23 protein-coding genes and 1 pseudogene are annotated in these 22,726 nt (G+C 52.4%); 16 read left to right on the forward strand and 8 right to left on the reverse strand.

Translation table 11 applies throughout. The features are described 5' to 3' along the window. Window positions 1–24: 24 nt before the first annotated feature. Window positions 25–489: a hydroxyphenylacetyl-CoA thioesterase PaaI gene (paaI, locus tag AN477_RS19085; protein WP_054970775.1), complete on the reverse strand. Its 465-nt coding sequence runs from the start codon at window positions 487–489 to the stop codon at window positions 25–27. 106 nt (window positions 490–595) lie between these two features. Between paaI and AN477_RS19090 the strand changes: the two genes are divergently transcribed. The 6 genes from AN477_RS19090 to AN477_RS19115 all read left to right on the forward strand — a co-directional run bounded on the left by AN477_RS19090 (window position 596) and on the right by AN477_RS19115 (window position 8,515). Further along, window positions 596–1,417 carry a mechanosensitive ion channel family protein gene (locus AN477_RS19090; RefSeq protein ID WP_169787928.1) on the forward strand — a complete coding sequence of 274 codons (822 nt, stop codon included), beginning with the start codon at window positions 596–598 and terminating at the stop codon, window positions 1,415–1,417. Window positions 1,418–1,500: 83 nt separating this feature from the next. Next, complete coding sequence (locus AN477_RS19095; protein ID WP_054970777.1) at window positions 1,501–2,997, forward strand: MDR family MFS transporter; 1,497 nt, start codon at window positions 1,501–1,503, stop codon at window positions 2,995–2,997. 237 nt (window positions 2,998–3,234) lie between these two features. Further along, a complete protein-coding gene (locus AN477_RS19100; RefSeq protein WP_083486476.1) occupies window positions 3,235–5,424 on the forward strand; it encodes a HelD family protein in 2,190 nt (729 codons plus the stop codon). A gap of 139 nt (window positions 5,425–5,563) precedes the next feature. Then, a complete protein-coding gene (locus tag AN477_RS19105; protein WP_054970778.1) occupies window positions 5,564–6,412 on the forward strand; it encodes a VOC family protein in 849 nt (282 codons plus the stop codon). Between the two features lie 26 nt (window positions 6,413–6,438). Next, the gene (locus AN477_RS19110; RefSeq protein ID WP_054970779.1) at window positions 6,439–7,104 is read left to right on the forward strand and encodes a MarC family protein; all 666 of its coding nucleotides are present in this window, start codon (window positions 6,439–6,441) and stop codon (window positions 7,102–7,104) included. 172 nt (window positions 7,105–7,276) lie between these two features. Then, a complete protein-coding gene (locus AN477_RS19115; RefSeq protein ID WP_054970780.1) occupies window positions 7,277–8,515 on the forward strand; it encodes an aminopeptidase in 1,239 nt (412 codons plus the stop codon). 60 nt (window positions 8,516–8,575) lie between these two features. Here the strand turns inward: AN477_RS19115 and AN477_RS19120 are convergent, their stop codons facing one another. Then, a complete protein-coding gene (locus tag AN477_RS19120; RefSeq protein ID WP_054970781.1) occupies window positions 8,576–9,352 on the reverse strand; it encodes an SDR family oxidoreductase in 777 nt (258 codons plus the stop codon). Window positions 9,353–9,629: 277 nt separating this feature from the next. Here AN477_RS19120 and AN477_RS24745 point away from each other — a divergent pair. Further along, window positions 9,630–9,741, forward strand: a pseudogene (locus AN477_RS24745) (Lin0512 family protein); the annotation flags it as partial. A gap of 122 nt (window positions 9,742–9,863) precedes the next feature. Here AN477_RS24745 and AN477_RS19125 read toward each other — a convergent pair. Further along, window positions 9,864–10,046 carry a hypothetical protein gene (locus AN477_RS19125; RefSeq protein ID WP_054970782.1) on the reverse strand — a complete coding sequence of 61 codons (183 nt, stop codon included), beginning with the start codon at window positions 10,044–10,046 and terminating at the stop codon, window positions 9,864–9,866. A 167-nt stretch (window positions 10,047–10,213) separates the two neighbouring features. Between AN477_RS19125 and AN477_RS19130 the strand changes: the two genes are divergently transcribed. Further along, window positions 10,214–11,092 (forward strand): SDR family oxidoreductase, encoded by an 879-nt coding sequence (locus AN477_RS19130; protein WP_083486478.1) that lies wholly within the window; start codon window positions 10,214–10,216, stop codon window positions 11,090–11,092. Between the two features lie 124 nt (window positions 11,093–11,216). On the opposite strand, the gene AN477_RS19135 is transcribed toward AN477_RS19130, so the two are convergent. Then, window positions 11,217–12,950, reverse strand: coding sequence for a CocE/NonD family hydrolase (locus AN477_RS19135; RefSeq protein WP_054970783.1), 1,734 nt, complete (start codon window positions 12,948–12,950; stop codon window positions 11,217–11,219). A 190-nt stretch (window positions 12,951–13,140) separates the two neighbouring features. On the opposite strand from AN477_RS19135, the gene AN477_RS19140 reads away from it, so the two are divergent. Further along, a complete protein-coding gene (locus AN477_RS19140) occupies window positions 13,141–13,818 on the forward strand; it encodes a hypothetical protein (RefSeq protein ID WP_054970784.1) in 678 nt (225 codons plus the stop codon). Between the two features lie 45 nt (window positions 13,819–13,863). Here the strand turns inward: AN477_RS19140 and AN477_RS19145 are convergent, their stop codons facing one another. Beyond that, window positions 13,864–14,769: a TIGR01777 family oxidoreductase gene (locus AN477_RS19145; protein ID WP_054970785.1), complete on the reverse strand. Its 906-nt coding sequence runs from the start codon at window positions 14,767–14,769 to the stop codon at window positions 13,864–13,866. A gap of 150 nt (window positions 14,770–14,919) precedes the next feature. Between AN477_RS19145 and AN477_RS19150 the strand changes: the two genes are divergently transcribed. Both AN477_RS19150 and AN477_RS19155 read left to right on the forward strand, forming a co-directional pair. After that, window positions 14,920–15,246: a YbjQ family protein gene (locus AN477_RS19150; protein WP_054970786.1), complete on the forward strand. Its 327-nt coding sequence runs from the start codon at window positions 14,920–14,922 to the stop codon at window positions 15,244–15,246. Next, entirely contained in the window at window positions 15,243–15,491 is a 249-nt protein-coding gene (locus tag AN477_RS19155; RefSeq protein WP_054970787.1) for a hypothetical protein, read from the forward strand. Before AN477_RS19150 ends, AN477_RS19155 begins: the two co-directional genes overlap by 4 nt. Window positions 15,492–15,614: 123 nt before the next feature. Here AN477_RS19155 and coaA read toward each other — a convergent pair whose 3' ends face one another. Both coaA and AN477_RS19165 read right to left on the reverse strand, forming a co-directional pair. Further along, the gene (coaA, locus tag AN477_RS19160) at window positions 15,615–16,568 is read right to left on the reverse strand and encodes a type I pantothenate kinase (RefSeq protein WP_054970788.1); all 954 of its coding nucleotides are present in this window, start codon (window positions 16,566–16,568) and stop codon (window positions 15,615–15,617) included. Window positions 16,569–16,734: 166 nt separating this feature from the next. Next, entirely contained in the window at window positions 16,735–18,369 is a 1,635-nt protein-coding gene (locus tag AN477_RS19165; RefSeq protein ID WP_054970789.1) for a phospholipase D-like domain-containing protein, read from the reverse strand. Between the two features lie 369 nt (window positions 18,370–18,738). On the opposite strand from AN477_RS19165, the gene AN477_RS19170 reads away from it, so the two are divergent. Together AN477_RS19170 and AN477_RS19175 are read left to right on the forward strand one after the other, a co-directional pair. Continuing rightward, on the forward strand, window positions 18,739–19,749 hold the full coding sequence (locus AN477_RS19170) for an NADP-dependent oxidoreductase (protein WP_054970823.1): 1,011 nt from the start codon (window positions 18,739–18,741) through the stop codon (window positions 19,747–19,749). A gap of 107 nt (window positions 19,750–19,856) precedes the next feature. Next, window positions 19,857–20,570 carry a cytochrome c biogenesis CcdA family protein gene (locus AN477_RS19175; protein WP_054970790.1) on the forward strand — a complete coding sequence of 238 codons (714 nt, stop codon included), beginning with the start codon at window positions 19,857–19,859 and terminating at the stop codon, window positions 20,568–20,570. Here the strand turns inward: AN477_RS19175 and AN477_RS24750 are convergent. Next, window positions 20,481–21,137 (reverse strand): GNAT family N-acetyltransferase, encoded by a 657-nt coding sequence (locus AN477_RS24750; protein ID WP_157062069.1) that lies wholly within the window; start codon window positions 21,135–21,137, stop codon window positions 20,481–20,483. The genes AN477_RS19175 and AN477_RS24750 overlap by 90 nt on opposite strands. Before the next feature lie 165 nt (window positions 21,138–21,302). Here AN477_RS24750 and AN477_RS19180 point away from each other — a divergent pair, with 165 nt between their 5' ends. The 3 genes from AN477_RS19180 (at window position 21,303) to AN477_RS19190 (ending at window position 22,715) form a co-directional block, all read left to right on the forward strand. Further along, complete coding sequence (locus AN477_RS19180) at window positions 21,303–21,491, forward strand: hypothetical protein (protein WP_054970791.1); 189 nt, start codon at window positions 21,303–21,305, stop codon at window positions 21,489–21,491. Window positions 21,492–21,603: 112 nt separating this feature from the next. After that, complete coding sequence (locus AN477_RS19185) at window positions 21,604–21,933, forward strand: EthD family reductase (protein WP_245631900.1); 330 nt, start codon at window positions 21,604–21,606, stop codon at window positions 21,931–21,933. Then, window positions 21,930–22,715 (forward strand): enoyl-CoA hydratase-related protein, encoded by a 786-nt coding sequence (locus AN477_RS19190; RefSeq protein WP_054970793.1) that lies wholly within the window; start codon window positions 21,930–21,932, stop codon window positions 22,713–22,715. The genes AN477_RS19185 and AN477_RS19190 overlap by 4 nt, the downstream gene beginning before the upstream one ends. Window positions 22,716–22,726: the final 11 nt, after the last annotated feature.

Below are 22,726 nucleotides of genomic sequence, written 5' to 3' on the forward strand. Positions count from 1 at the left end.
GTGCCGGTCCCGAGTTCAATTGTCTTACTTCTGTGGACTGTCCCACCCTTTAAATGGATTACCGGTGTAAAAGACGGTACCCCGAGCGGAAGCGACCAGTTTGCCATCTTCGCGTTCAACGCGAATGTCAAACAGGCCGGTGCGTCGGGTGACGTTCAGTTCACTTGCGGTGGCGCGCAGCACGCTGCCGTTCAAAGCGGGCCGACAGTAGGTAATCGATACGTCGAGCGCAACAGCCTCCAGTCCTCTGGAGTTACTCGCCACCGCCAAGGCGCTGTCGGCCAGCGAAAAGATGGCCCCGCCATGTGGGGTGCCATGGGGATTCATGTGTTCCGGGCCGACAGTCATTTCGACCGTGCCGATGCCTGGCTTCAGATCTACCAGGCGCATGCCAAGGAGTTGGGAAAACGGATCGAGATCGGGATGAAGAACTTTATCTGTGGTTTCGACGCCAGGCATAGCTAGCTTGTCTTGATGCAAATCAGCCAATTTACCAGCCCTCCAGAATTGGTTTGTGATGTAGCGAATGGATGTGAACCACAAACTTATTACTACATACATTCAACCATTTCTCAATCGGGAAGGAATGTTTTCGTTGAAAAGGCCGATGTTCCGGTTTTTGTGGATGACGATCTGGCTGATTGCGCTCTCCATTTTGCTGAATGTCCTCCTGGACAGTAAGATTATCTCGCTCTATACCGGTGTCAGCCACTCGTGGGTGAGTTGGCTCATCTGCTTGTTGTGGTTGTTTGTAGCGTCTATGTTAATTCGCTACTCCTCAAAGGCTATTCAAAACTCGATCAACAGGAGTTCACAGTTCGCCAAGATATCGGTTCTTGTAGCCCGGGTATATAGTACTGTGGGCTATGCTTTCATGATTGTGATTGGGCTGCACCTCATACATATCAAAGTGGGCAGTATTTTGGTTGGAGGTGCGCTGACCGGTGTCGTCGTCGGCATCGGAGCTCAGTCGACGTTGTCTAATGTTTTCGCAGGCATCATCTTGTTAACGCTGCATCCATTTTCTATCGGACAAACAATCACCGTCAGAACGTATCTATTCAGCGGAGTGGAGTACAGCGGGGTTGTTGAGGATATCAATTGGTATCACACGGTGATTCGCGAGAATGGTCAAAAGCGAGTCATTCCGAACTCGGCTATGATACAGTCGGCTATCACAATCATTTCAGATACTCATTCAATGGTGTATCCGGTGCCCGTTCCGTACAGTGTGTCGATCGATGAATTTAAGCAGGCTCTGATGGAGAAAACGGGCGATAGTGTTGACGTGATTGTACGGGAGTTTCGTCAGGATGAATATGTCCTTGATGTTACAATACCAAGTCAGATGAAGCCGGATGACCTGCGCGCGGTTCTGAATCATTACCAGAACCGAGGCCAGAAACAGGAATTGTAAGACGCCTATCGACAATATCTACCGAGAGGATATAATTGTTGAAGTGTCTCACGCAATGAAAACAAGGTTGGGGGCAAGAATCCATGAACCATCGGACAAATCGCCGCATGGTCACGGCGGCCATGATGGTCGCTATCCTACTCGTCGCGATTGACGTAACCGTCGTCAGTACTGCGATGCCGACGATTGTCAGTGATTTAAGCGGAATCAACCTGCTCAGTTGGGTCTTTGCCATCTACACACTGACAACATCTGTGACGACCCCGATTTACGGGAAGTTGGCAGACCTCTATGGCCGAAAGACCATTTTCAGTATTGGCGTGGTTTTGTTTTTGCTCGGCTCCATTCTTTCCGGAGCTTCGCAAACCATGATGCAGCTCATCTGGTTCCGCGCGTTGCAGGGAATCGGGGCAGGAGCGGTAATGCCTATCACGTTTACGATTATTGGTGACTTGTTCTCCGGCGAAGAACGAGCCAAAATGCAGGGCTTGTTCAGTTCCGTCTGGGGTATCGCAGGTATCCTCGGTCCTCTTGTCGGAGGATTTTTCGTTGATTATGGGTCGTGGCGCTGGATCTTTTATATTAACGTCCCGATTGGTATCATCTCACTCGTGCTTGTATGGTTCAACCTGCATGAAAGTTTTGAACGGAGATCGCACAAGGTGGACTTCCTTGGTGCGGCACTGTTCACCGTTTCGATCTCATCACTTCTCTACGCACTCTTAAATGGCGGAAAGCCGAATTTCGCTTGGACGTCGGTAAATATCCTTGGTCTGTTTGCAATTACTGTTGTTGGTCTCATCTTGTTCGTGGTTGTGGAACTGAAAGCCAAAGAGCCCATGCTGCCGCTGACCTTGTTCAAGATGCGTATTATCGCTGTGTCTAATGTTGCCAGTTTCTTGGCAAGCGCGGTCTTGATTGCGAGCAACGTGTATCTGCCAATGTGGATTCAGTCGATTCTGGGACACAGTGCAACGAGTTCTGGTCTCACCTTGATGCCGATGTCTATCGGCTGGCCGATCGCAGCGACAATTGGCGGACGCCTGATGTATAAGGTCGGTTCGAAGAGCATCTCTGTTCTCGGCGGTATTCTCATCGTCGCGGGATGCGTGTGGTTGAGTTTTGTAGGATTGCACACTCCGTATTGGTATCTCGTCGTCATCATGGTCGTGATTGGATTAGGCATGGGTTTCTCCATGACACCGTTCACCGTCCTGATTCAGGCGTCCGTACCGTGGCGGCTTCGCGGGTCTGCAACGGCATCGAATACCTTTATGCGATCGCTTGGCCAGACCATGGGCGTGGCCATTTACGGAACCTGGTTTAACAACGCGGTAACGCAGCACGTCAAGACACAGTTTGCGAGTGGGCAACCGCCAAAGAACTTTAGCAAACTGCTTACACCAGGCGCCGCGATCGATCACGTTCCGAAAGAGGTCCTGACAGCCGTGCACACAGTGTTGTCACAGTCGCTGCATACGGTGTTTGTTGTGGTGATGGCAACGTCCGTGATTACCTTGCTTTCGATTTTATTCCTGCCGCTGCACAAAACGGTAATGCAACACCAAGTCACGGAGTAACATCAGTACCTGAACGGCATCACGAGGTACCGTAACGAATAACGGAAGGCCCCTTGTACATGTACAAGGGGCCTTCCGATTTGAAAGTACTTGATTGAATCTCAGGTCTTCGGTAAAATAAAGTCCTTTCAGGACAATACAAGGAACCACAAACAAAGACGGACCGGGCAAGGGGTTGAATTGCTGGGTCCGTAATTTGGTCTGTGGAGCTTTTCCATGTGTTACGGAGGGATGCTGATGAGTTTCGACGTGATGGAGTCTGTGCCGCAAGACCCTGAGCATGAGGAAAAGAAACGACTTACCTACGTGCTCTCGCGAGTGGGCGATATGCTCCAACGCCTCGCCGCAATTCCCCGGTATTTTAACGAGGATACCTCCGAGCCCCAGACAGCAGACGAAGTCGCTCAGCAGACGGTGGAGCGTCTTCGCGACGAACAAATCGACGCACTTCGGCGAAGCCAGTCTGAACCGTACTTTGGCAGACTTGACCTCATCGAGGAGAACGAGTCGAGTGCCTTGACCTTGTACATCGGCAAGCGCGGCGTCGAGGACAGTCACACTGGGGACCGCTTGGTGATTGATTGGCGCGCTCCCATTGCGAGTATCTTCTACTCGTTCAGTGGCCAGGGACTGGCCCGGTACGAAGCACCGGACGGAATCATTGAAGCTGATGTTCTGCTCAAGCGAAACCTCGCCGTTCGAGATGGCCAACTCATCCGGCTCGTGGACAGTTATGTAAAGGGACAAGAGAACCTGAATGTCACTGACGAATTCTTGTTGTACCGACTTTCAGAGCACAAGGAAAGCCGCCTGAGAGATATCGTCTCGACGATTCAGGCTGAGCAGGACAGGATTATTCGCGCTGACCGAAACCTGGCGATCGTCATTCAAGGCGTTGCCGGCAGCGGGAAAACCACAGTTGCACTGCACCGCCTCGCATACCTCTTGTATCAGCACTCCGAGCGGATGCGTACACATCGAATGGTGATATTTGCGCCTAACGCCATGTTTGTTGAATATATCTCGGAAGTTCTGCCTGAGCTTGGCGTGGGCGGGATTCGCCAGACTACGTTTGCCAAATGGGCGCTTCAGGTGTTGGACCAAAAAGTAGCGTTGGCCGATCCGATGAACCGCTATGAACGTTGGTTTTCGGTTCACAAAGATAAGATGGTGGAACGAGAATTTCATGTCACTCGGTTCAAGGGCTCTATGCAATTCCTTAAACAGTTGGAACACACACTCACGGTCATCGAGAAAAACATCGTTCCAAACGGCGACTTCGAACCGTGGGATGGGGCAGTGTTGCTGGAGTCAGACATTCGTAGGTGGTTCTTCGAAGAGTATCGACATTACCCAATTGCCCCACGCCGTGACCGGGTGCTTGCCAGAGTCAAGCGCTACATGGATATGGCTTATCGGGACGTCAAGGCTGATGACAAGACCGGATCGCGTAAAAAACAGGGTGCCGCCAGGTTTCGAAGCTACTCAAAAAAATGGTCTGCGCTCACGGTCTATGATATTTACCAAGAAGTACTCGCTTCAACGCTTGAACTGCAGGGATTTGCTGGCGCCAAGGACGCCGGCAGACGAAAAGCTGGACAACGCACTGGCAGGGGGCCCGCCACCAGACCTCAAGTCAATCTGGAGGATTTGGCACCGCTTTTGTACATCCATCTGCGTCTGCACGGGATGGGCGGGGATGAGTCCTTTGACCACGTTGTGATCGACGAAGCACAAGATTTCTCACCGTTTCAGATTGCTGTGCTCCAGCACTATTGCCCAAGCGGGTCGTTCACGATCCTTGGAGACCTGTCACAAAGCATTCATGGGTATCAGGGAATTGGAAACTGGTCCGAGTTCCTCGACCGCTTTACGCAAGAACGGCGCGAATTCTTTCGCTTGGATGTCAGTTACCGATCGACGATGGAGATTATTGAGTTCGCAAACCATGTCATTCGACGCTTCAAACAATTTACGCTTGCGAAACCGGTATTTCGGAGCGGTCAACCCGTCAAGGTCAAACAGGTTCCTGTCGGCACACGTTTGCAAGAGTCAGTCACTGCGGTGAAGGACTTGATGCAGCAAGGTGCGAATACCGTGGCAGTCGTTTGCAGGGTCGAAGGAGAATGTCAGGAGGTTTACGATGCACTGATCACGGCCGGATTGACTGCCCACCAGATTACATCTCGTCAGCAGTCTTATCTTGGCGGTATCTCCGTGCTCCCGGTGTACTTAACGAAGGGCCTGGAATTTGACGCGGTACTCCTCTTAGATGTGGATGCAGCCAACTATGATGACAGTCCTGAGAGTGCAAAACTGCTTTATGTGGGATGTACGCGGGCCTTGCACCAACTTCAAATTCACTACACTGAGGCCCCATCACCCCTCATCACGGAGGAGCGGGAAGGCACTGTTTCAGCTGGCTGAATCTCCAGGACATTGGATGAATGTACCAGGTTATTTTTCTTGGAAGTAGTCAATTTGTACCTTGTCGGCACTTTTGCCACATGCCAAAATGAGTTCCGTAATCTACGAAATACCCGAAAGAGCGTGGGGAGGGATTCCGGTGGGCTTCGCGGTTGATCATGTATTGCATGCTGTCAATGACCCATACGACGTTCGCAGAGGCTTTGAGGATCGCTTTTCCCTCCACGGCACCGCGGGTGGGAAACACCCCGATTGGGGTACATATAACGAGTTAGCCTACTTTGATTTGTCATATATCGAGTGGATTGGCATCCAAAATTTCATTCTTGCTGCACGAAGCCGATTCGGTCGAGAGGTGATGCGTAGTCTGTCTGTTCGTGAGGGCGTCGGCCAGTTTGCGCTTCGGACACACGAGATGGATGCTATCGTGGCTGATTGGGCTAGACGTGGGTTGCCGTTCTGGGGACCCGCCCATGGCGAGCGTATCCGCCCTGACGGGACTGTCATCCGCTGGCGGCTGCTGTTCCCAGGGCACACTGGATCAGATGACTACGCACTGCCGTTCTTGATTGAATGGGCCGAGTCTGATGAGGAACGACGTGCCGCTTTGACGGCTGCAGGAGCCATAGGCCGGCAGCCCCAGGACCTTCGTTTGTCTGCCATTCACTCGTTGGTAGGAAATATTGATGATTTTCGAGAAAGCTGGGAACCTTACTTTGGTCCGATGGATTCCGAAGAAATCCACATCCCAGACATTGGGGACTATGTCGCCTGCGAGATGGGCGGCGTACGAGTGTGCTTTTGGCGGCCGGAATCTATCGAGTTCCGACAGGAGTTAGAGAGATACGGTGAGCGGCCCGTTCAAATCGACCTTTTGCCCCATGGACAGCCGGAGGTCAAAGGTGTTTTGGATGCAAGTCTGGAGGCCTTTCATGGACTCCGTCTAAACGTCTTGTCTGCTGAAGTACCACTCAAAGCGGTGAAGTAAATACAAAGGGACTGACTGATAAACGAATGGTAGCTTTCTTTTTGCATGCACTGGTGTCGATTTTCGCTGTCATGAATCCATTTGGAATTTTGCCGACATTTTTAGCGTTGACTACCGGTTACTCCCAACGAGAACAACGAGATGTTGCAAAACGAACCGTTTTGCACAGTTTTGTCATCCTGTTGGCGTTCCTTTTGCTGGGGAATTTCATTTTACAGATGTTCAGTATCACTATCAGTGCCTTTCGCGTTGCGGGGGGCATCCTGTTGTTTGGTATTGCATATGACTTACTTCACGCAAAACCGTCTCCCATTCAGGACACCTCAGAAGAAACGGAACTTGTCAGTTCAGCAGACGGTGAACCTCTTCAGGGGCAGGAGGCAAGGCCAGACATCACCATTACACCGCTTGCAATCCCCGTGATTGCCGGCCCAGGGACCATTACGAGTGTCATGGCGCTCGCTGCAGGGCCAAATCTCATCATGCGCAGTGGGGTAGTATTTGTTGCTTTCAGCGTAGTACTCGCGATCACATTTCTCATTTTCTACTACGCTTCGCACATCCATCAAAGGATCTCCCAAACCGGACTCAACGTAATCACCCGTTTAATGGGCTTCCTGCTCTCCATTATCGCCATTCAGATGGCGGCAACCGGACTCGGCCAGTTGTTTCCTGGCCTGTTGCACGTTTAGATTTCGACTGTGCGAGTGTACGCAGGCGCACCGCGAGAGGGGTGCCAGGTGATGTGAGTGGTGGACAGTGAGAATCACTGTCCATTCGCACAGGGGGCCTGTTGTGCTATGCTGTACGCGTGTCAATACATAGGTACAAGCATCCTGAAGCTCACCAACGGGAGGGAAACGTATGCTTCGAGAAGGGTTACAGAAGTACGCAGAACTGGCTTTGAAGGTTGGCCTGAATCTGCAAAAGGATCAAATTCTGGTCGTTGGCTATGGGAATCGGCAGGTCTTGCCGGAACACGTCCAGTTTTCCGAAATCTTAACTGAAACAGCCTATGACATGGGTGCGAGATTCGTACAAGTGGACTGGGGCGATGAACACTGGATTCGTGAAACGGTAGCACGCGGTGATCTAAAACTCCTCGAAGAACGGTATCGCTGGCAGGCTCAGTGGGTAGAGCAGCTCGCAAGCGAAGGCGCGGCTTATCTAGCACTGCCTGCGTCAAATCCGGATCTGTTTCAAGGCGTAGACTCGGCACGTGTGGGAACAGCAGAACGAGTCCATCGTCAGACATTCCAGCCGTTCACCCGACGCCGGACCAATGAAGAGTACAGTTGGTCTCTGCTCTCTGTGCCGACTCAGGCTTGGGCAGACAAAGTGTTTCCCAACCTGCCCGCAGCAAACCGCGTAGATGCCCTTTGGGAGGCAATTTTGTATTGCAGTCGTGCGCTCGGAGACAACCCGGTCCAGGAGTGGACTGACCACATTGAGCGCCTGCGCGGACGTGCAGATTGGTTGAATCAACTGAACTTCCGAAAGCTCCACTATCACGGTGGGGGGACGGACTTGTTCATTGAGTTCCATCCCGAGCACTTCTGGAAAGCGGCGCTCAATACAACACCTGACGGAATCCAGTATGTTCCGAACATGCCTACGGAGGAAGTATTCACTGCGCCGTTGAAAACAGGCGTCAATGGTGTCGTGAAGAGCACGATGCCACTGAACCACGGTGGTGCTTTGATTGAGGGCCTCGAGCTCACCTTTGAGAATGGGCGAATTGTGGATTTCAAGGCGGATTCAGGAGTGGACGCTTTACGCAATATCGTCGAGACGGACGAAGGCAGTCATTATCTTGGCGAGGCTGCACTGGTTCCTGTCAATTCACCAATCGCTGAGCGTAATCTGCTGTTCTACAACACGCTGTTCGATGAGAATGCCTCCTGCCATTTGGCGATTGGCATGGCCTACCCGCTCATCAAAGGCGGACGTGATTTGCCCCGCGAAAAGTGGGAGGAGAATGGACTCAATGACAGCCTTGTGCACGTGGACTTCATGATTGGTTCACCGGCGCTGAACATTGATGCCGAATTGGCAGACGGATCCGTGGTTCAGGTCATGAAGGACGGCCGCTTCGTTCAATAAATGGATAAAACGAGAAATGGATAAAACAACCGTGGGAACTCCTCCCACGGTCGTTCTTTTTTATAACAGCTCTCGCTTGCGAAATGAAGCCGTCATAAATCGGTAGGTCGCTTTTGCTTTCGTTAACCAAGCTATTCGAGCTCCGTTTTTCGACCCGGCTGCCATGCGTGAGACAAGAAACTCCGCGACAGTTTCCGGTCTGTCGCCTAGAATGTTGAACACCTTTTTAACTCTTGCCTCATCATTGAGAATGCTCTGGGATTTTGTGATAAAGTCGGTCACCATCATTCCCGGGCTGATACAACCAACGTTCACCGATGTGCCCGCGGCTTCCTTCGCCAGTGCCTCTGTGAAATAGGTAATGGCACGTTTCGTGGTCCCGTACAAGTTCAGTCCAGCCTGCTGCATGTCGTTGCTGCCGAATCCTTCGACGTTAAAGATGCGGCCATGTTTCTGACGGAGCATACCATGCATAGCCACCTGAGACCCGTAAATGACGCCGAGGAGGTTGGTGCGGACAACGTGATCGACATCCTCAGGGGAAATGTCCCACAAATGTACATCAGGCTGATTGATGCCCGCGTTATTGATCCAGATGTCGACAACGCCCCATCGCTCAACGGCTGATTCCCAAAGGCGCACAACGTCTCGTCTGTCCTGAACATCACAGGGGACTGTCAAGATACGGTCTTGGTATTCTCCAAGCTGTGCCTTGGCAGAAGAAAGCGCTTCTTCTGTTCGCCCAGAGAGTGTTACCAGGTAGCCTCGCTGTAAAAAGCAACGTGCCATCGCAAACCCAAGTCCACGTGTACTGCCTGTAATCACAACGCTAGGCATTCAGAGACCTCCTCTTTACTCTGTGGCCACTCAGGCATTGTCCGTAATATCTCACGCGTATCATAGCCTGCAAACATACGGCGTGTAAAGGCAATATGTGGATAGCGACTCTCTCTGCCCATTGTTTGTGAGCAATTTGCTAAGAAAGGCAGTTCGGTGATTGTGCTTGGCTGAATGTGACTGGGTAGGATCTCGTAAATCGGCTATACTCTTTGTGGACTTGGATGAATCCTGAATTGGATAGATCTTGAATCTAGCCACAGAAAGGGACTGTACGATGGAGAAGGTTGTATTTATTGAAGTTGGAATGGGCATTGACCTGCATGGTCAGGATGTCACACAGGCCTTCTGTGAAGGCGTGTAAAAATGCCATCGGGCACAAATCGATGAACGCTGTCGTTGAGGTTGGCCGCTGAGGGGGATGTGGACGGAGTTCCACATGCAGACAGATAAGGCCGCTCCTCCATCAGGTAACTGAAGCCTGTACTGGAGAGCGGCCGTGTGCGCGGAACTACATCGCGTTGTTGGTCATATTACTGACACCGTTTTGCACAGCATTTGTCGTGTTCTGAATTGCGTTGCCTGTGTTATTTACGGCGTTCTGCACAGTATTTGCGGCATTGTTGGCTGCTCCGCAGCCACCGAGCGTCAGCATGACAGTCACTGCAGAGAAAGCAATCCACATCTTTTTCACAACGTCTTCCTCCTCGGAAATGAGTTCAGTCTCCATAAGTTTCCGTTCTATGGGAGTGAATTATGCATACCTGCGAACACAGGATGAGTTTCACGACCACTACGGATGGGTGTTCCTGACGGTCTCAGGATGAAATTTCATGGTCCTTTGCAGAAAGGGGTGGAACTGTGGCAGATCAACCGTACCAACAATGGAGTCACGAGGCTGCTGAAGCAAGTGGCAGTGTGGCACTGATTACCGGGACAAACAGCGGATTCGGTTTGCTTACGAGCATCGCTTTGGCGAAAGACGGCTATCAGGTCATTTCCACGATGAGAAACACCGGCAAAGGGGATACTCTTCGTTCAGCAGCGGGCCGGGCGGGGGTGACGGACCGGATCGACATCATGCAGATGGATGTGACCAATGAAACCCAAGTTCGCGATGTAGTTGAACGTGTGGTTGCCAGATACGGACGAATCGACGTCCTCATTAATAACGCAGGCTATGCCGCCGGCGGGCTCGTTGAGGAAGTAGCCCTATCGGAATGGCGGCGCCAGTTTGAAACGAATGTCTTCGGTGTTTTGGCTTGTACGCAGGCGGTGCTTCCCTGCATGCGCGAGCAGGGAGCAGGGCGAATTGTTACCGTCAGCAGCATCAGTGGGCGAATTGCCATGCCGGGTCTCGGGCCATACAGTGCGTCCAAGTTTGCATTGGAAGGTATGATGGAGAGTCTGCGCTTTGAAGTTGCTCGTTACGGGATAAGTGTCGTACTTATCGAGCCTGGACCGTACCAAACGAATGTATGGGAAAACAGTCTGAGGGGGTACCAGATGGACCCAGATTCACCCTACAGCGACACGGCCAACCGGTTGTACAAGCAGGTACAAAACACTGCTAAGTCAGCTGGCGATCCGATGGAGGTCGTAGGCGTTATCCGAAAAGTCTTGCGACATCGCTCACCGAAGTTCCGTTATCCGGTTGGCAAAGGCATGAGACTCGCACTGACGGCACGCAAATGGTTGCCGTGGAGACTGTTCGAACGAGTAGTTCAGTCACAAATGTAAGATGGAATGGCTGTTGGCCTATGGGCGCTCGGGGGTGGGAACTTTGCGGCTGCCAGCCTGCGCAGTAATTCTGTCTCTGGCTCGATCGGAAGCTGGCAGCCACCTTATCCCATCCTAATGGAGACTAATTTCGCGGAATAACGGGTAACAGGATGTGCGACGGATGAGCCGCATCGTGCAAAATGGTCTGTGTTGCGACGACAAACTCGGCTGTCTCCTGGTTGGACGCACCAGTATTCAGGTTTCGGTTCCATTTCGGGAAGTTGCTGCTTGTCACCTGAACGCGAACTCGATGCCCAGACAGGAACACGTTACTCGTTGCCCAGAGGTCGATGTCGACTTCGTAGAGTGCGCCGGGTTCTATCAGTTCCGGTTGCTCGAAGCTGTCGCGGTAACGCATCCGGATAACGCCGTCGGCGATGTTGATGGACGTTCCGTCTGGGTAGACATCTGTGAGCCTCACGACGAAGTCCGTATCCGGCGCACTGCTTTTCACCCACAACTTCGCGGTCAACGGACCGGTTACTTCGAGCGGCGCCTCGAGCACTTCAGAGGTGAACACGAGAACATCGTCCCGTTCCTCAACCACTGACTGTTCAATCGGGCCAGGCGGGTAGGCCGCAGTCATCAGCAGGTTACCCCCGTTCGTGAGGACCGGGTTCGCTGGATCGTACATATAGACGTCCGCGGGACTGTTATCTGCGGGGGTGTGGAAGCTGAGTCGTCCATTGCCGTGTTTGGAGTTGGCATGTCCGTCGCTGTTCAGATAAAACGGTGTATACTTGGTCTCCGGCAGCGGCCAATCGGTCGCCACGCGCCACTTGTTTTCGCCCATGACAAAGATACGGATCGGAGGCTCCGATGCAAGGTCGTTCTCAATCCCTTTCAACCGAGCGTCAAACCACCGTTGATGCAGCGTCGTGGAATCAAATTTCAGATCGAGAAAGTTGCTGTTCGCGGCCATGCCAAAATCGAGATCGCCGACGGCGTTACCGTAGTTGCTGTGCGTCCACGGTCCGATAATGATGCGGGTTTCACGGCCAAGCTCGCGCAGACGCAGGAAACTTGCGATGGTGCTCTTTAGGAACACGTCATACCAGCCGCCAACCAGGTGAGCATCCACCTGCATGGATTCATAGTGCGGGTGGATAGAGATGGAGCGCCAAGCGTCGGTATAGCGGTCTTCGAGCATCTGATCGAAGAACTCTGGCAGCACATCGGCGCGTTTCATGGGTGTGAAGTCTTTCAGCGGAAGTTCAAAGTATCCTTGATGTGACAAGTGGTCTACGTCGTAGACCAGCCGTCCGAACTGCATCGGGAACTCCGGACTTTGACTTCTTGAGCGCAACAGTTCAGGGAGGGCCATTCCACCCGTGTACCACGACGCTGCCATACCCCACTCATAAGCGCCGTTCCTGTACCCGACTCCTTGCCAGCCATCGTCAAACGCGACCATTGGCATCACAGCCTTCAGCGCAGGATGCCCGCCTGCTGCAGCTGCCCACTGCGTATAGGCAAAGTAGGATGCGCCGTACATGCCGATCGATCCGTTAGAACCAGGCATTTTTGAGGCCCAATCCACAGTGTCGTAGCCATCGTCGAACTCCTGTATGAACCCTCGAAACTCTCCGCCGGATGCGAATCTGCCGCGGCAGTCTTGAATGACGAGAATGTAGCCCGCCTCAGCGAGCCGTACTGGATCGAGAATCGCGTACGCAAAACCGGTGTCTTTGCCATAGGGCAGACGCGTTACAATGACAGGGTACTCACCATTTTCCAGAGGACGAAATACATTGGCGCGCAGAATGACACCATCCCGCATCGGTACCGCTACATTCCGCTCAAAGACTACGCGCATTCGACAGTCACCCCTAAATTTACAGTATGATCCATTTTAACATACATGATAGAATAGACAGGTGGATTTTGTCGTCTTATGTTGAAATAATTCGTCGCATTAGGTATTTCGTGTTATTGAATATTTATGATAGATGCTGGCAGATGCAAGACCGGACGATGGTGTGAAATGAAAGAGGGATGACGGGGACATGCGGAAGATAAAAAAAGCACTGGGAACTACAGGGGATTCGGGTTTCAACCGGCCTTGGAAGCAGCAGCGGAGACGATACGCGGCGGTGGCCGCTGTCGGGCTGATGGCGATTGTTGGAGTTGCAGGTTGCGGGGCGGTCACGTCAAACGGGACAGCAGTCAGGAACGGCACAGCGACTTCAAAGGGGCAGAACCCGAACCCGCCGTTTGCCAATCGGTTGAAAGAGGAGCCGGCTACACCGGATCCAAAGTTCGATCCGACGCAAGGTCAAGCCAACGTCTACGATAATGTCACGGTGTACACGGCTGACGGAACGAAGGTGGTCCTGAACGCGAGTCAGATACCGATTTTGTTTGAAGCCTACTGGTGCCCGCATTGCCAACGCACGCTTGTTCTGTTGCATCACAATCGGAGTAAGCTCAAACAGTTTCCCGTGCTGGTCAGCATGGGCTTTGCACAAGGGACAAGCCTTGCCGAAGCTGTGAAGATCACACAGCAGGAGGATCAGTACTTTCACTTGACGAACGTCAAACAGTATTACTACCTCGGCAACAACTCTCAGAACCTCGTTCCCGAAGGGTTCCCGACAATGGCTTTTCCAGGCCAAGGCGCCGTCCTCACGATGGCTGGGGAGCATACACTTGGTGCCTGGACACAGGCGCTTTCTAGTCAGTAACAGATAAGATGAACCTGTTTCGCGGCCCAGGACCTGGTGCTGTTCTCAGACCCCCCGCAATAAGTCCGCAAGAGCCACTTGTGGATCCTGAAACTGAAACTCGTAGCCTGAATGCTGTACGACCTCAGGCAAGACTCGCTGGCCCTCGAGGATAATCTCGGACATGCTGCCAAACAGCAGCCGCATCATCAAGGCAGGAACCGGGAACCAATGAGGGCGATGCAGCACAGCGCCTATCAAGCGCCCGAACTCATCCATTCTCACAGGGTTCGGAGCGGTGACGTTGACAGGACCGGAAATTTGCCTGTTTGCGATGCAAAATTGAATGATACCGACCACGTCAGCGATGTGGATCCAAGATACCCACTGCCGCCCGGATCCGACTCGACCGCCTGCAAACAGACGGTAGGGTGTGACCATCGGCGGCAGGGCGCCACCGTGAAGGCTTAGGACAACCCCCGTTCGAAGCAGCACGACGCGCGTCTGCTTGGCAGCGTTCTCTGCAGCCTGCTCCCAGCCCATGGTTACTTCGGGGAGAAAACCGGTTCCGGGAGCACTATCTTCAACAAATGTTGCAGTTTCCGAAGAACCGTAGTATCCAACCGCCGATCCGCTGACAAACACCTCAGGCATACGGTCGAGAGACGCGATAGCACCAGAGAGCGCACGCGTCAGTTCAATCCGACTTTGACGAATGCTCCTGCGTCGATTTTGAGTCCAGCGTCCACCGGAGATAGATTCACCAGCAAGATTGACAATCGCGTAAGGCCCTGTGACGGGGAGTGCTTCAATATCTTTGCGAAGGGTGCCGAGAGAGTATGTATGCACAGTCCCATACTCGACCGGGCCGGAATTTCTGGACATCACCCACGCGTGGTGACCTGATTTTTCAACAGCCGCCGCAAGGGATTGACCAATCAGACCACTACCGCCAAAAATACACATGTCCATTTGCAGGCCCCCCGCAATTTGCATGATTCGGGCCTAGCATACCACGACGAATATGTTCTCGGTAGTCAATTTCTTTCCGGAACAGCTGGTCAACCTCACGCGAATTCGGCACAATGGAAAAGTAGAACTAACGAGAGGAAGGTGAAACCGATGTTAGTTGTCACTACGGAAGGCGTCCCAGGTTATGAGGTCACGGAGGTGCTCGGACAAGTGTTTGGTGTCGTTGTCCGCAGCCGCGGCATTGGCGGAAATCTTGTTGCGGGGCTGCGCAGCATCGTCGGCGGAGAGATTAAGGAGTACACAGAGTTGCTCGAAGATGCCCGCAAAAGTGCCGTGGACAGATTGGTGAAAAATGCCCATGCAATGGGGGCAAACGGAATTGTTATGATGCGGTTTGACTCCAGCGAAATTGGACAGACGATGTCAGAGATTGTGGCCTATGGCACTGCCGTCGTCTTGAGAAAGGTTTCGGCGTGAAGGTCATAGGTGCCTATTTTCTGTTGGACCTGCTGGTTGGAGTGTTGATAATCGTCATTGCGTTCCAAGCCACGAATCGCTACAGGCATCGCAGAGGCAGAGAGATTGACTCTATCCCGCCTGGGTTTCAGCGTACCGAAGAAGTAACGATAGATCCGACAACAGGCGTCCGTATGGTCGTGTGGTATAACGAGGAAACCGGACAACGCATATACGTCCCGGAGACGAAAAAGAAGCCAAGCTGACACCCTGCAAACAGACAAGCCCAGCAGTTTATCACCGCTGGGCTTTTTGAATTCAGAGCCGTCTGTTTTGGCTGGGTTTGCTGTTCTAGCTGAGTTTTCTCATGTCTTGAGAGACACATGTTGTCACAGTTTTCGAAGATGTACCTCTTGCACGGCATGGTCTTGGCCCTTCGACAGGATGAGGTCGGCCCGGTACTTGGTTGGGGCGATGTTGTGATGTAAATTAACACCATTAATGCTCGTCCAGATGCCCAAGGCTACCTCATAAGCCTCCGTCGGGCTCAGGTCTTTATAACGGTGAAAATATGATGTTGGGTTCTGAAATGCAGTTTTCCGAAGGGCTTCAAACCTGTCGATGTACCATTGACGGATGTGACTCTCAGCAGCGTCAACGTAGATTGAGAAATCAAAGAAGTCAGAGACGAACAATTGGGCACGTGAATCCCCGGACTGCGTTTGTAATACATTCAATCCTTCAACAATCAGGATATCAGGTTGGTGAACAACCTGAACTTCATCTGGGAGTATATCGTACTCAAGGTGCGAGTACACCGGTACGGTGACCTCTGGTACACCTGATTTGACGTCACGTAAAAACTGTAACAGCTTCCGGACGTTGTAGCTCTCCGGGAAGCCCTTGCGTCCGAGTATGCCCCGATCTTCGAGAACCCGGTTTGGATAGAGAAACCCATCCGTCGTGACTAGCTCAACTTTGGGATGATTCGGCCAGCGTGCGAGCAAGGCTCGAACCAACCGTGCGGTCGTGCTTTTTCCAACCGCTACGCTCCCGGCGATCCCGATGATGTACGGCACTTTCGCGCTCTGGTTGCCGAGAAACAGTTTTTTCGCCTGATAGAGGTTTTGGGTAGCTCCTACATAGAGATTGAGCAGTCGGGAGAGAGGCAGGTAAATTACCTCGACTTCCTCAAGCGATATCTCTACGTTGAGACCCTTCAATTCCTCGAGTTCTGCCAGCGTAAGTGGCAGCGGTGTTGCCAAGCGCAACTTGCCCCAGGCAGCCCTGTCAAATGTCTCATATGGCGAAAGTCGCTGGCTGATGCGGGCTGACTGCGGCATCGTTGCCATCCCCCCACTCTTCATTGGAATGACCGATATTCAAACGAGCGTACGAGCGAATTCCGATTCGTCGCAGTCGACATCGTGTCATTCGTCTTCTCACCATTATACAGAACTTGCCCGCTTCGCCAATGGGGATATTTTAATCTCTGAATGATATTCACGTTTAACAAAGCGGTGCAGCAAGACGAGCCGTCCTATGCTTCAACTTAGCGATTGGCGAAGTACGCAGTTCATTTTCAAGCAGTCGCCGGGAGGCAACCAGGTCGTGTTCAAACTGTTGACGAAGATGGTGTGTCACGGCACTCCCGTACTGAACGAGGCAGACCTCATAATTCAGTCGAAAGCTCCTTAGGTCGTAGTTGGCAGCCCCAACAATCGCCACATCGCAGTCCACAGTCATGACCTTTGCGTGCAACACGCCAGGACGGTACAGGTATATCTCAACTCCCGCGTCAAGCAAGGCTGGAAAATAGGTCTGACAAGCCATCCCAATGATCCTGTGATCGACCTGCTCCGGCAGCAACAGGCGTACTTTTACGCCGCGTGAAACCGCCGTTGTGAGGGCCATGATGAGATCGGATTCTGGGAGAAAGTACGGTGTGATAATCTCGACTTGATGTTTCGCTTGTGTCAGGCAAAGGAAGTATAGTTGTCGAAGGTTTTGCTTCGTGTCAGGGCCACTTTGTACAAACTGAACCTCGCCGCGCAAAGTGCGTGCGTTGTTCGTCTTGCCTTTTGTCAGGATTTTGTTGTCTTCTTCTGCCCATGAAGACATGCTCATGTCGGATGGCACTGACGCGCTCCCTGCCGTTTTGAAGTCCTCACCTTTGCGCGTTTTCTCACCGGAAGCCGAGCGATGTTCACATTCTTCCTCAGCAACGCAAAAGTTAGCCTCAAACAGGTCCAATAACGGCAACCGGGTTTCCGATGCAATACGCACAGACGTATCGCGCCACAGACCATATTTGGGATCGCGGCCAGCGTATTCCCGGCCAACGTTCATTCCCCCGGTGTAACCAACCTTTTCGTCGATAATAACGATTTTGCAGTGGTCTCGGTGGTTTAAATGTCGACTCAGGAAGGGCGCACGCAAGGGAGAAAAGACACGGCATTCCACGCCGCTGTCTTGTAACTGTTGCACGACGGATTGTGGAAACTTGCGGCTGCCAAGGCCGTCCCGCAAAAAGCGAACCTTCAGGCCTCGTCTTGCCTGTTCTGAAAGCAACTGCACAATGGCACGTCCAACCTCATCGTCCCGAAAAATATAAAACTCGACATCGATGGAGTAGCTTGCCCGATTGATGTCCTGCAGCATGGCTTGATAAAACTTGTCGCCGGCGTGAAACGTCTGTATCTCAGCCTGAATACAGCGTGACGAAAAGTGGTGAATGGCAAATTGAATCACTCTGCGTGTCTGTGAGCCGCGCTTGGTATGCATATGCAGACTCTCATGCATCTGCTGACTTTCCGCTTGGTAGATATCGAGTTGTCCCATGAGACCGGCTTCCATCTTCCATGCGTTTCTTTGCCGGAGCTCGACCCCGTGATCGTGCTCTGATGAATTCTCGACGCCTGAAAATTGATGAGATGAGTGTTCCCACGGCAGGTGAAGACGCTTTGGTACGCGGGCAGTGAGGATGAAGTAGAGTGGAACGCCGAGAAGCGGAACGACAAGACAAATCATGACCCAAGTCAGGGTCTCTGCTGGTTTTTTCGATCCGGATACAGCCACGACCAGTAACCCAAGCCATTGGGCGAAGGATAGAACCACAATAGCTGCCCAGATTGGGCTCGGCATGCAAACAGCCCCCTGTCTCTTGTGGGTCTCTAATCCGCTTCATAGTCGTTATCATGAGCCCCGCGATCAAGGTCTATCCTGACAGTTTCAGGTAACGATAGCTTGCAGGTAACGACTTTGCCATCCGGCAGCATGTTTGCAGTGAAGGGAACATGGACGTAAGATTGCAGGTGATTTCATCGTACCGAAGCCCAAAATCAGCCGCATCGTCGGCGGGTGTCTTTCTCGTCTTTTGTATGCTACGCTCAACTCGTAGTTATCGCCGAAGCAGGGGAGAACGAAGCATTTGACGCACAGCGCTTGGGTCTTTACCGACTGCTTTGAGTCTTAACAGGCTGCTTTGGTTCTTGCAGGAAGGGAGCGGTGTTCATGAAAAATCAGGAGTACGTCCTGGCGAGTCGCCCGCAAGGGATGCCGATGCCAGAGAACTTTCGCTTAGCAGAGTCAGAGACATCGGCGCTTGAAGATGGTGAGCTGTTAGTACGGACGCTTTACGTTTCTGTCGATCCGTATATGAGAGGCCGTATGAATGATGCGAAGTCGTACGTCCCGCCATTCCAGTTGAATCAACCCATATCCGGCGGAGCAGTTGGACAGGTGGTGGAATCTCGAAACCCGTCCTTTGCAGCAGGCGATCTCGTTTCGGGTACCTTCAACTGGGCACGGTACACGGTTTCCAACGGGAGAGGAGTACATAAAGTCGATCCGAATCTGGCTCCTATCACAACGAGTCTGGGTGTGCTTGGGATGCCAGGGTTAACCGCGTACTTTGGTCTCCTGGACATCGGAAAGCCGCAACCGGGTGAGACTGTCGTTGTATCTGGAGCAGCCGGAGCCGTAGGGATGGCGGTCGGGCAGATTGCCAAGATTCACGGATGTCGTGTTGTCGGCATCGCCGGTTCGGATGAAAAGCTCCGCGTTTTGACGGAGGAGCTCGGCTTTGATGCAGGCATCAACTACAAGACCGCTCCATCATTGCGGCGAGCAGTTCGTGAGGCCTGTCCTGATGGCGTCGACGTCTACTTTGACAACGTTGGCGGTGACGTGACGGATGCCGTGATGGCGAATCTGAATGATAATGCACGGATTCCGCTGTGCGGTCAGATTGCCCTCTACAATATGGATAAACCGGACGTCGGACCTCGCAACTTCTCGTATCTCGTGATTCACCGCGGGCTCGTGAAAGGGTTTATCGTATCGGATTATGCAAAAAGCTTCAGCGAGGCGTTTGCCCAACTAGGCGCGTGGACGAGAGAAGGTAAGCTGCAATACCGCGAAACCATTGTTGAAGGGTTCGAGAATATCCCGGATGCCTTCCTTGGCCTCTTTAGAGGCGACAACATTGGCAAACAACTTGTGAAGGTTGCGGACATCAACTAGATGTTGGACGGCTCCGTGGGCCTGTCTGAATAGTGAAGAATAAGCCGCGGGATTCATCATGCACCCGCGGCTTGTTCGTGTTAAGATCAAACATAGGGGGTGACTCTGTGGGTGCACATATTTCTCTCTGGCTTGCTTTTGGGGCCGGGTTGTTGTCGTTTATTTCGCCTTGTACGCTGCCTCTGTTTCCGTCCTATATCGGTTACATATCTGGTGTATCGCTCACTGGTGGGAACAACGTGCATCAGCAGGGTGCTCGTCGGAGGGCTTTCGTGCATGCCCTTTGGTTTTGCGTGGGCCTCTCATTTTTATTTGTTACCCTGGGGTTTGGCGCCACTGCGCTGGGGACCGTGCTGCGGGAATATCGCGGTGAAGTGCGTCTCGTCGGCGGTGCGCTGGTCATTGTGCTCGGTCTGTTCATGGCAGGCGTACTGAAAAGTGGTTGGCTGATGCAAGAGCGCCGGATGCACCTTCCTGCGGTAAAACCGCTGGGTTACCTCGGTTCAGTCCTGGTCGGCGTCGCCTTCGGTGCAGGTTGGACACCGTGTATCGGACCTATTTTAGCTGCCGTTTTAACGATGGTCATCGCACATCCTGATGTGGGTAAATGGTATATGATTGCCTATGCGATAGGTTTTTCTATTCCGTTTCTGGTCCTCGCTGTGACCCTGTCCTCACTGCGTCCGGTGCTCAAGTATACAGAGGTCATTGCTAAGGTCGGAGGTTGGCTGTTAGTCCTCATGGGGGTGCTGTTGTTCACGAACAAAATGGCCGTGATTACCATCTGGATTCAACAGGTGACTGGTTTCAGTGGATTTTAGCGGGATCACAAAGAGTCGGAAGGGCTTCCCTTCTTTCCATGTGCGATAACGCAGCCAACGCTTCAGAGCCCGCTCAAACTCGTTTGCTGCAGCATCCGAACCACCCCATCGTGCCCCCGGTTCACCAATTATCCGAGCCAAAGAGTGAACAGCTCGGACGTTATCCTCGGGCACCGCATAGACCACAACATCCGCACAAAAGTGGACCGATGCATGCGACAGGGATGCGGCTTTTACCGGCCGGTTCCATCCTTGCCCGCGCACTTCTGGCACCAGGTACGTACCACATTCAACAACGATGTGGTCTGGGGTGGACCACATCGGATCGAGCACATGAAAGGTGACGAACCCGCATATCAGATGATCTCCGGAAGAATGGGTCGTTCCCGTACTGACGGCCAACATCTCCCCGAAGCCCATGACTGCGGCCGCACGCCACTCATTCAGAAAGGCGGCAAAGCCTTCTTCAGATGCGCACGCGTTTGGCCAATCACGGTCTCTCTGCCCGTTTTCCCACAGTTGCCACGCAATCTCCTCTGTCATAGAAATCAGTTTCACCATCCTCATCAACTCACTCCCTTTGCAACCTGTACATGAAGTCAGCCTTCATTAGAAGTCAGCCTTCATTTATTGGATGACTCTGGTCGGTGTCGTGTCTCTGACGCACGTTCATAGTATACTAACATTGACGAGCTGCTGAATCTGCCAAGCCTGTTTGGGGAGGACAACGGTATGGGAATGACAGGAGAAGAAGTTGGCTATCGTGACGCCATCCGGCAATTTGACCGCAGCCTGCAACGGCGCCTGCGTACCTTAGAAGAAATGCTGGAGAATGCTGAAGGAGACAACCAGATTAAGCTTGAAGCAAAGATTGATGAAGTTCGCCATATCCTGCAGGTGTTAGAATCATTGCACCGATAGCAGGTTCCCTTTCTTTTTGTCCCCATTTGCTCGAAGTTTAGGTAGAATAGGTTGAGATGATGTTCTGTAACCGCATTCATTGTGAGGGGAGGAGACGGATGCAGTGGTAAAGATGACTGCGCTCTTTGAACGCCCGACAGACGTAGACGCATTCCTGGAACACTATGAAAATACACATTTACCGATTGTGCGGCGTTTGCCCGGACTGATTCGCGTCGACGTGTGCAAGCTCTACACCATGACCGGTGAGCCGGCCGATCCGTTCCTGATGACAGATATGGTCTTCTCAGACCGGGAGCAACTGCTTTTGGCGCTTCGGTCTAAGGACGGGCGTGACAGCGGAAGGGATGCAGCAGACATGGCCGGTACTCACGTAAAGGTGTTTTTTTCTGAGATAGATTCAGAAGAATTTGTGGAAACGACGGAGGCGAAATCAGAATGACGTTTGAAACCGTACTCTACGAAGTAAACAATGGAGTTGCCTTAATTACATTGAATCGTCCCAATGTTATCAATGCTATCAACCAGACTTTAGGTGAGGAGCTGTATGCCGCGTTTAAACGGGCTGACAGCGATGCGAATGTGAGAGTCGTCGTGTTGACCGGTGCCGGGCGCGGATTTTGTGCGGGTCAGGACCTGTCGGATAGAGTTGCGGTCGACGAGACGTTGAGTCTATCTGATTCCGTTCGTGAGAGATACAACGTTCTGGTTTCGAAAATGCAGAACATGCGTGTTCCTGTCATTGCAGCCGTGAACGGTGCCTGTGCTGGCGCAGGGATGGGGTTTGCACTTGCGTGTGACATTCGGTTTGCCTCGAAGAATGCGAAGTTTACAATGGCGTTCAGCAAGATTGGACTTGCTCCGGATTCTGGAACGAGTTACACCCTGCCTCGTCTCGTTGGACTCGGCAAGGCACTCGAGTTAGCTTGGACAGGTGATGTCTTTTCCGCAGAAGAAGCTCATCAGATGGGGATTGTCAATCGCGTATTTGAAACTGAGGAACTCCTGATAAAGACACTGGAATTTGCAGAGCGGTTGGCAGTCGGTCCTACGCTTGCCTATCGTCTGACCAAAGAGGCGATTGTCCAGAATTTTGATGCGTCTTTGCCGGAAGCCTTGGAACGTGAGGCGCAATTACAGGCCATTGCCGGGCGCAGCAGTGATTTCCGTGAAGGCGTGTTGGCGTTCAGTGAGAAACGGCAGCCGAACTTCCGCGGCGAATAACAGAGGCAAAA

The organism is Paenalicyclobacillus ferrooxydans (assembly GCF_001399675.1).
Taxonomy (GTDB): Bacteria; Bacillota; Bacilli; order Alicyclobacillales; family Alicyclobacillaceae; genus Alicyclobacillus_B; species Alicyclobacillus_B ferrooxydans.

What these genes read in the sequence shown, in the direction of transcription:
- AN477_RS19180 (WP_054970791.1), top strand. Translation starts at nt 21,303, where the DNA reads ATGGGAATGACAGGAGAAGAAGTTGGCTATCGTGACGCCATCCGGCAA.
- AN477_RS19100 (WP_083486476.1), top strand. Translation starts at nt 3,235, where the DNA reads ATGAGTTTCGACGTGATGGAGTCTGTGCCGCAAGACCCTGAGCATGAG.
- AN477_RS19135 (WP_054970783.1), bottom strand. Translation starts at nt 12,950, where the DNA reads ATGCGCGTAGTCTTTGAGCGGAATGTAGCGGTACCGATGCGGGATGGT.
- AN477_RS19120 (WP_054970781.1), bottom strand. Translation starts at nt 9,352, where the DNA reads ATGCCTAGCGTTGTGATTACAGGCAGTACACGTGGACTTGGGTTTGCG.
- AN477_RS19115 (WP_054970780.1), top strand. Translation starts at nt 7,277, where the DNA reads ATGCTTCGAGAAGGGTTACAGAAGTACGCAGAACTGGCTTTGAAGGTT.
- AN477_RS24750 (WP_157062069.1), bottom strand. Translation starts at nt 21,137, where the DNA reads ATGAGGATGGTGAAACTGATTTCTATGACAGAGGAGATTGCGTGGCAA.
- AN477_RS19095 (WP_054970777.1), top strand. Translation starts at nt 1,501, where the DNA reads ATGAACCATCGGACAAATCGCCGCATGGTCACGGCGGCCATGATGGTC.
- AN477_RS19185 (WP_245631900.1), top strand. Translation starts at nt 21,604, where the DNA reads ATGACTGCGCTCTTTGAACGCCCGACAGACGTAGACGCATTCCTGGAA.
- AN477_RS19170 (WP_054970823.1), top strand. Translation starts at nt 18,739, where the DNA reads ATGAAAAATCAGGAGTACGTCCTGGCGAGTCGCCCGCAAGGGATGCCG.
- AN477_RS19165 (WP_054970789.1), bottom strand. Translation starts at nt 18,369, where the DNA reads ATGCCGAGCCCAATCTGGGCAGCTATTGTGGTTCTATCCTTCGCCCAA.
- AN477_RS19110 (WP_054970779.1), top strand. Translation starts at nt 6,439, where the DNA reads ATGGTAGCTTTCTTTTTGCATGCACTGGTGTCGATTTTCGCTGTCATG.
- AN477_RS19190 (WP_054970793.1), top strand. Translation starts at nt 21,930, where the DNA reads ATGACGTTTGAAACCGTACTCTACGAAGTAAACAATGGAGTTGCCTTA.
- AN477_RS19145 (WP_054970785.1), bottom strand. Translation starts at nt 14,769, where the DNA reads ATGGACATGTGTATTTTTGGCGGTAGTGGTCTGATTGGTCAATCCCTT.
- AN477_RS19150 (WP_054970786.1), top strand. Translation starts at nt 14,920, where the DNA reads ATGTTAGTTGTCACTACGGAAGGCGTCCCAGGTTATGAGGTCACGGAG.
- AN477_RS19140 (WP_054970784.1), top strand. Translation starts at nt 13,141, where the DNA reads ATGCGGAAGATAAAAAAAGCACTGGGAACTACAGGGGATTCGGGTTTC.
- coaA (WP_054970788.1), bottom strand. Translation starts at nt 16,568, where the DNA reads ATGCCGCAGTCAGCCCGCATCAGCCAGCGACTTTCGCCATATGAGACA.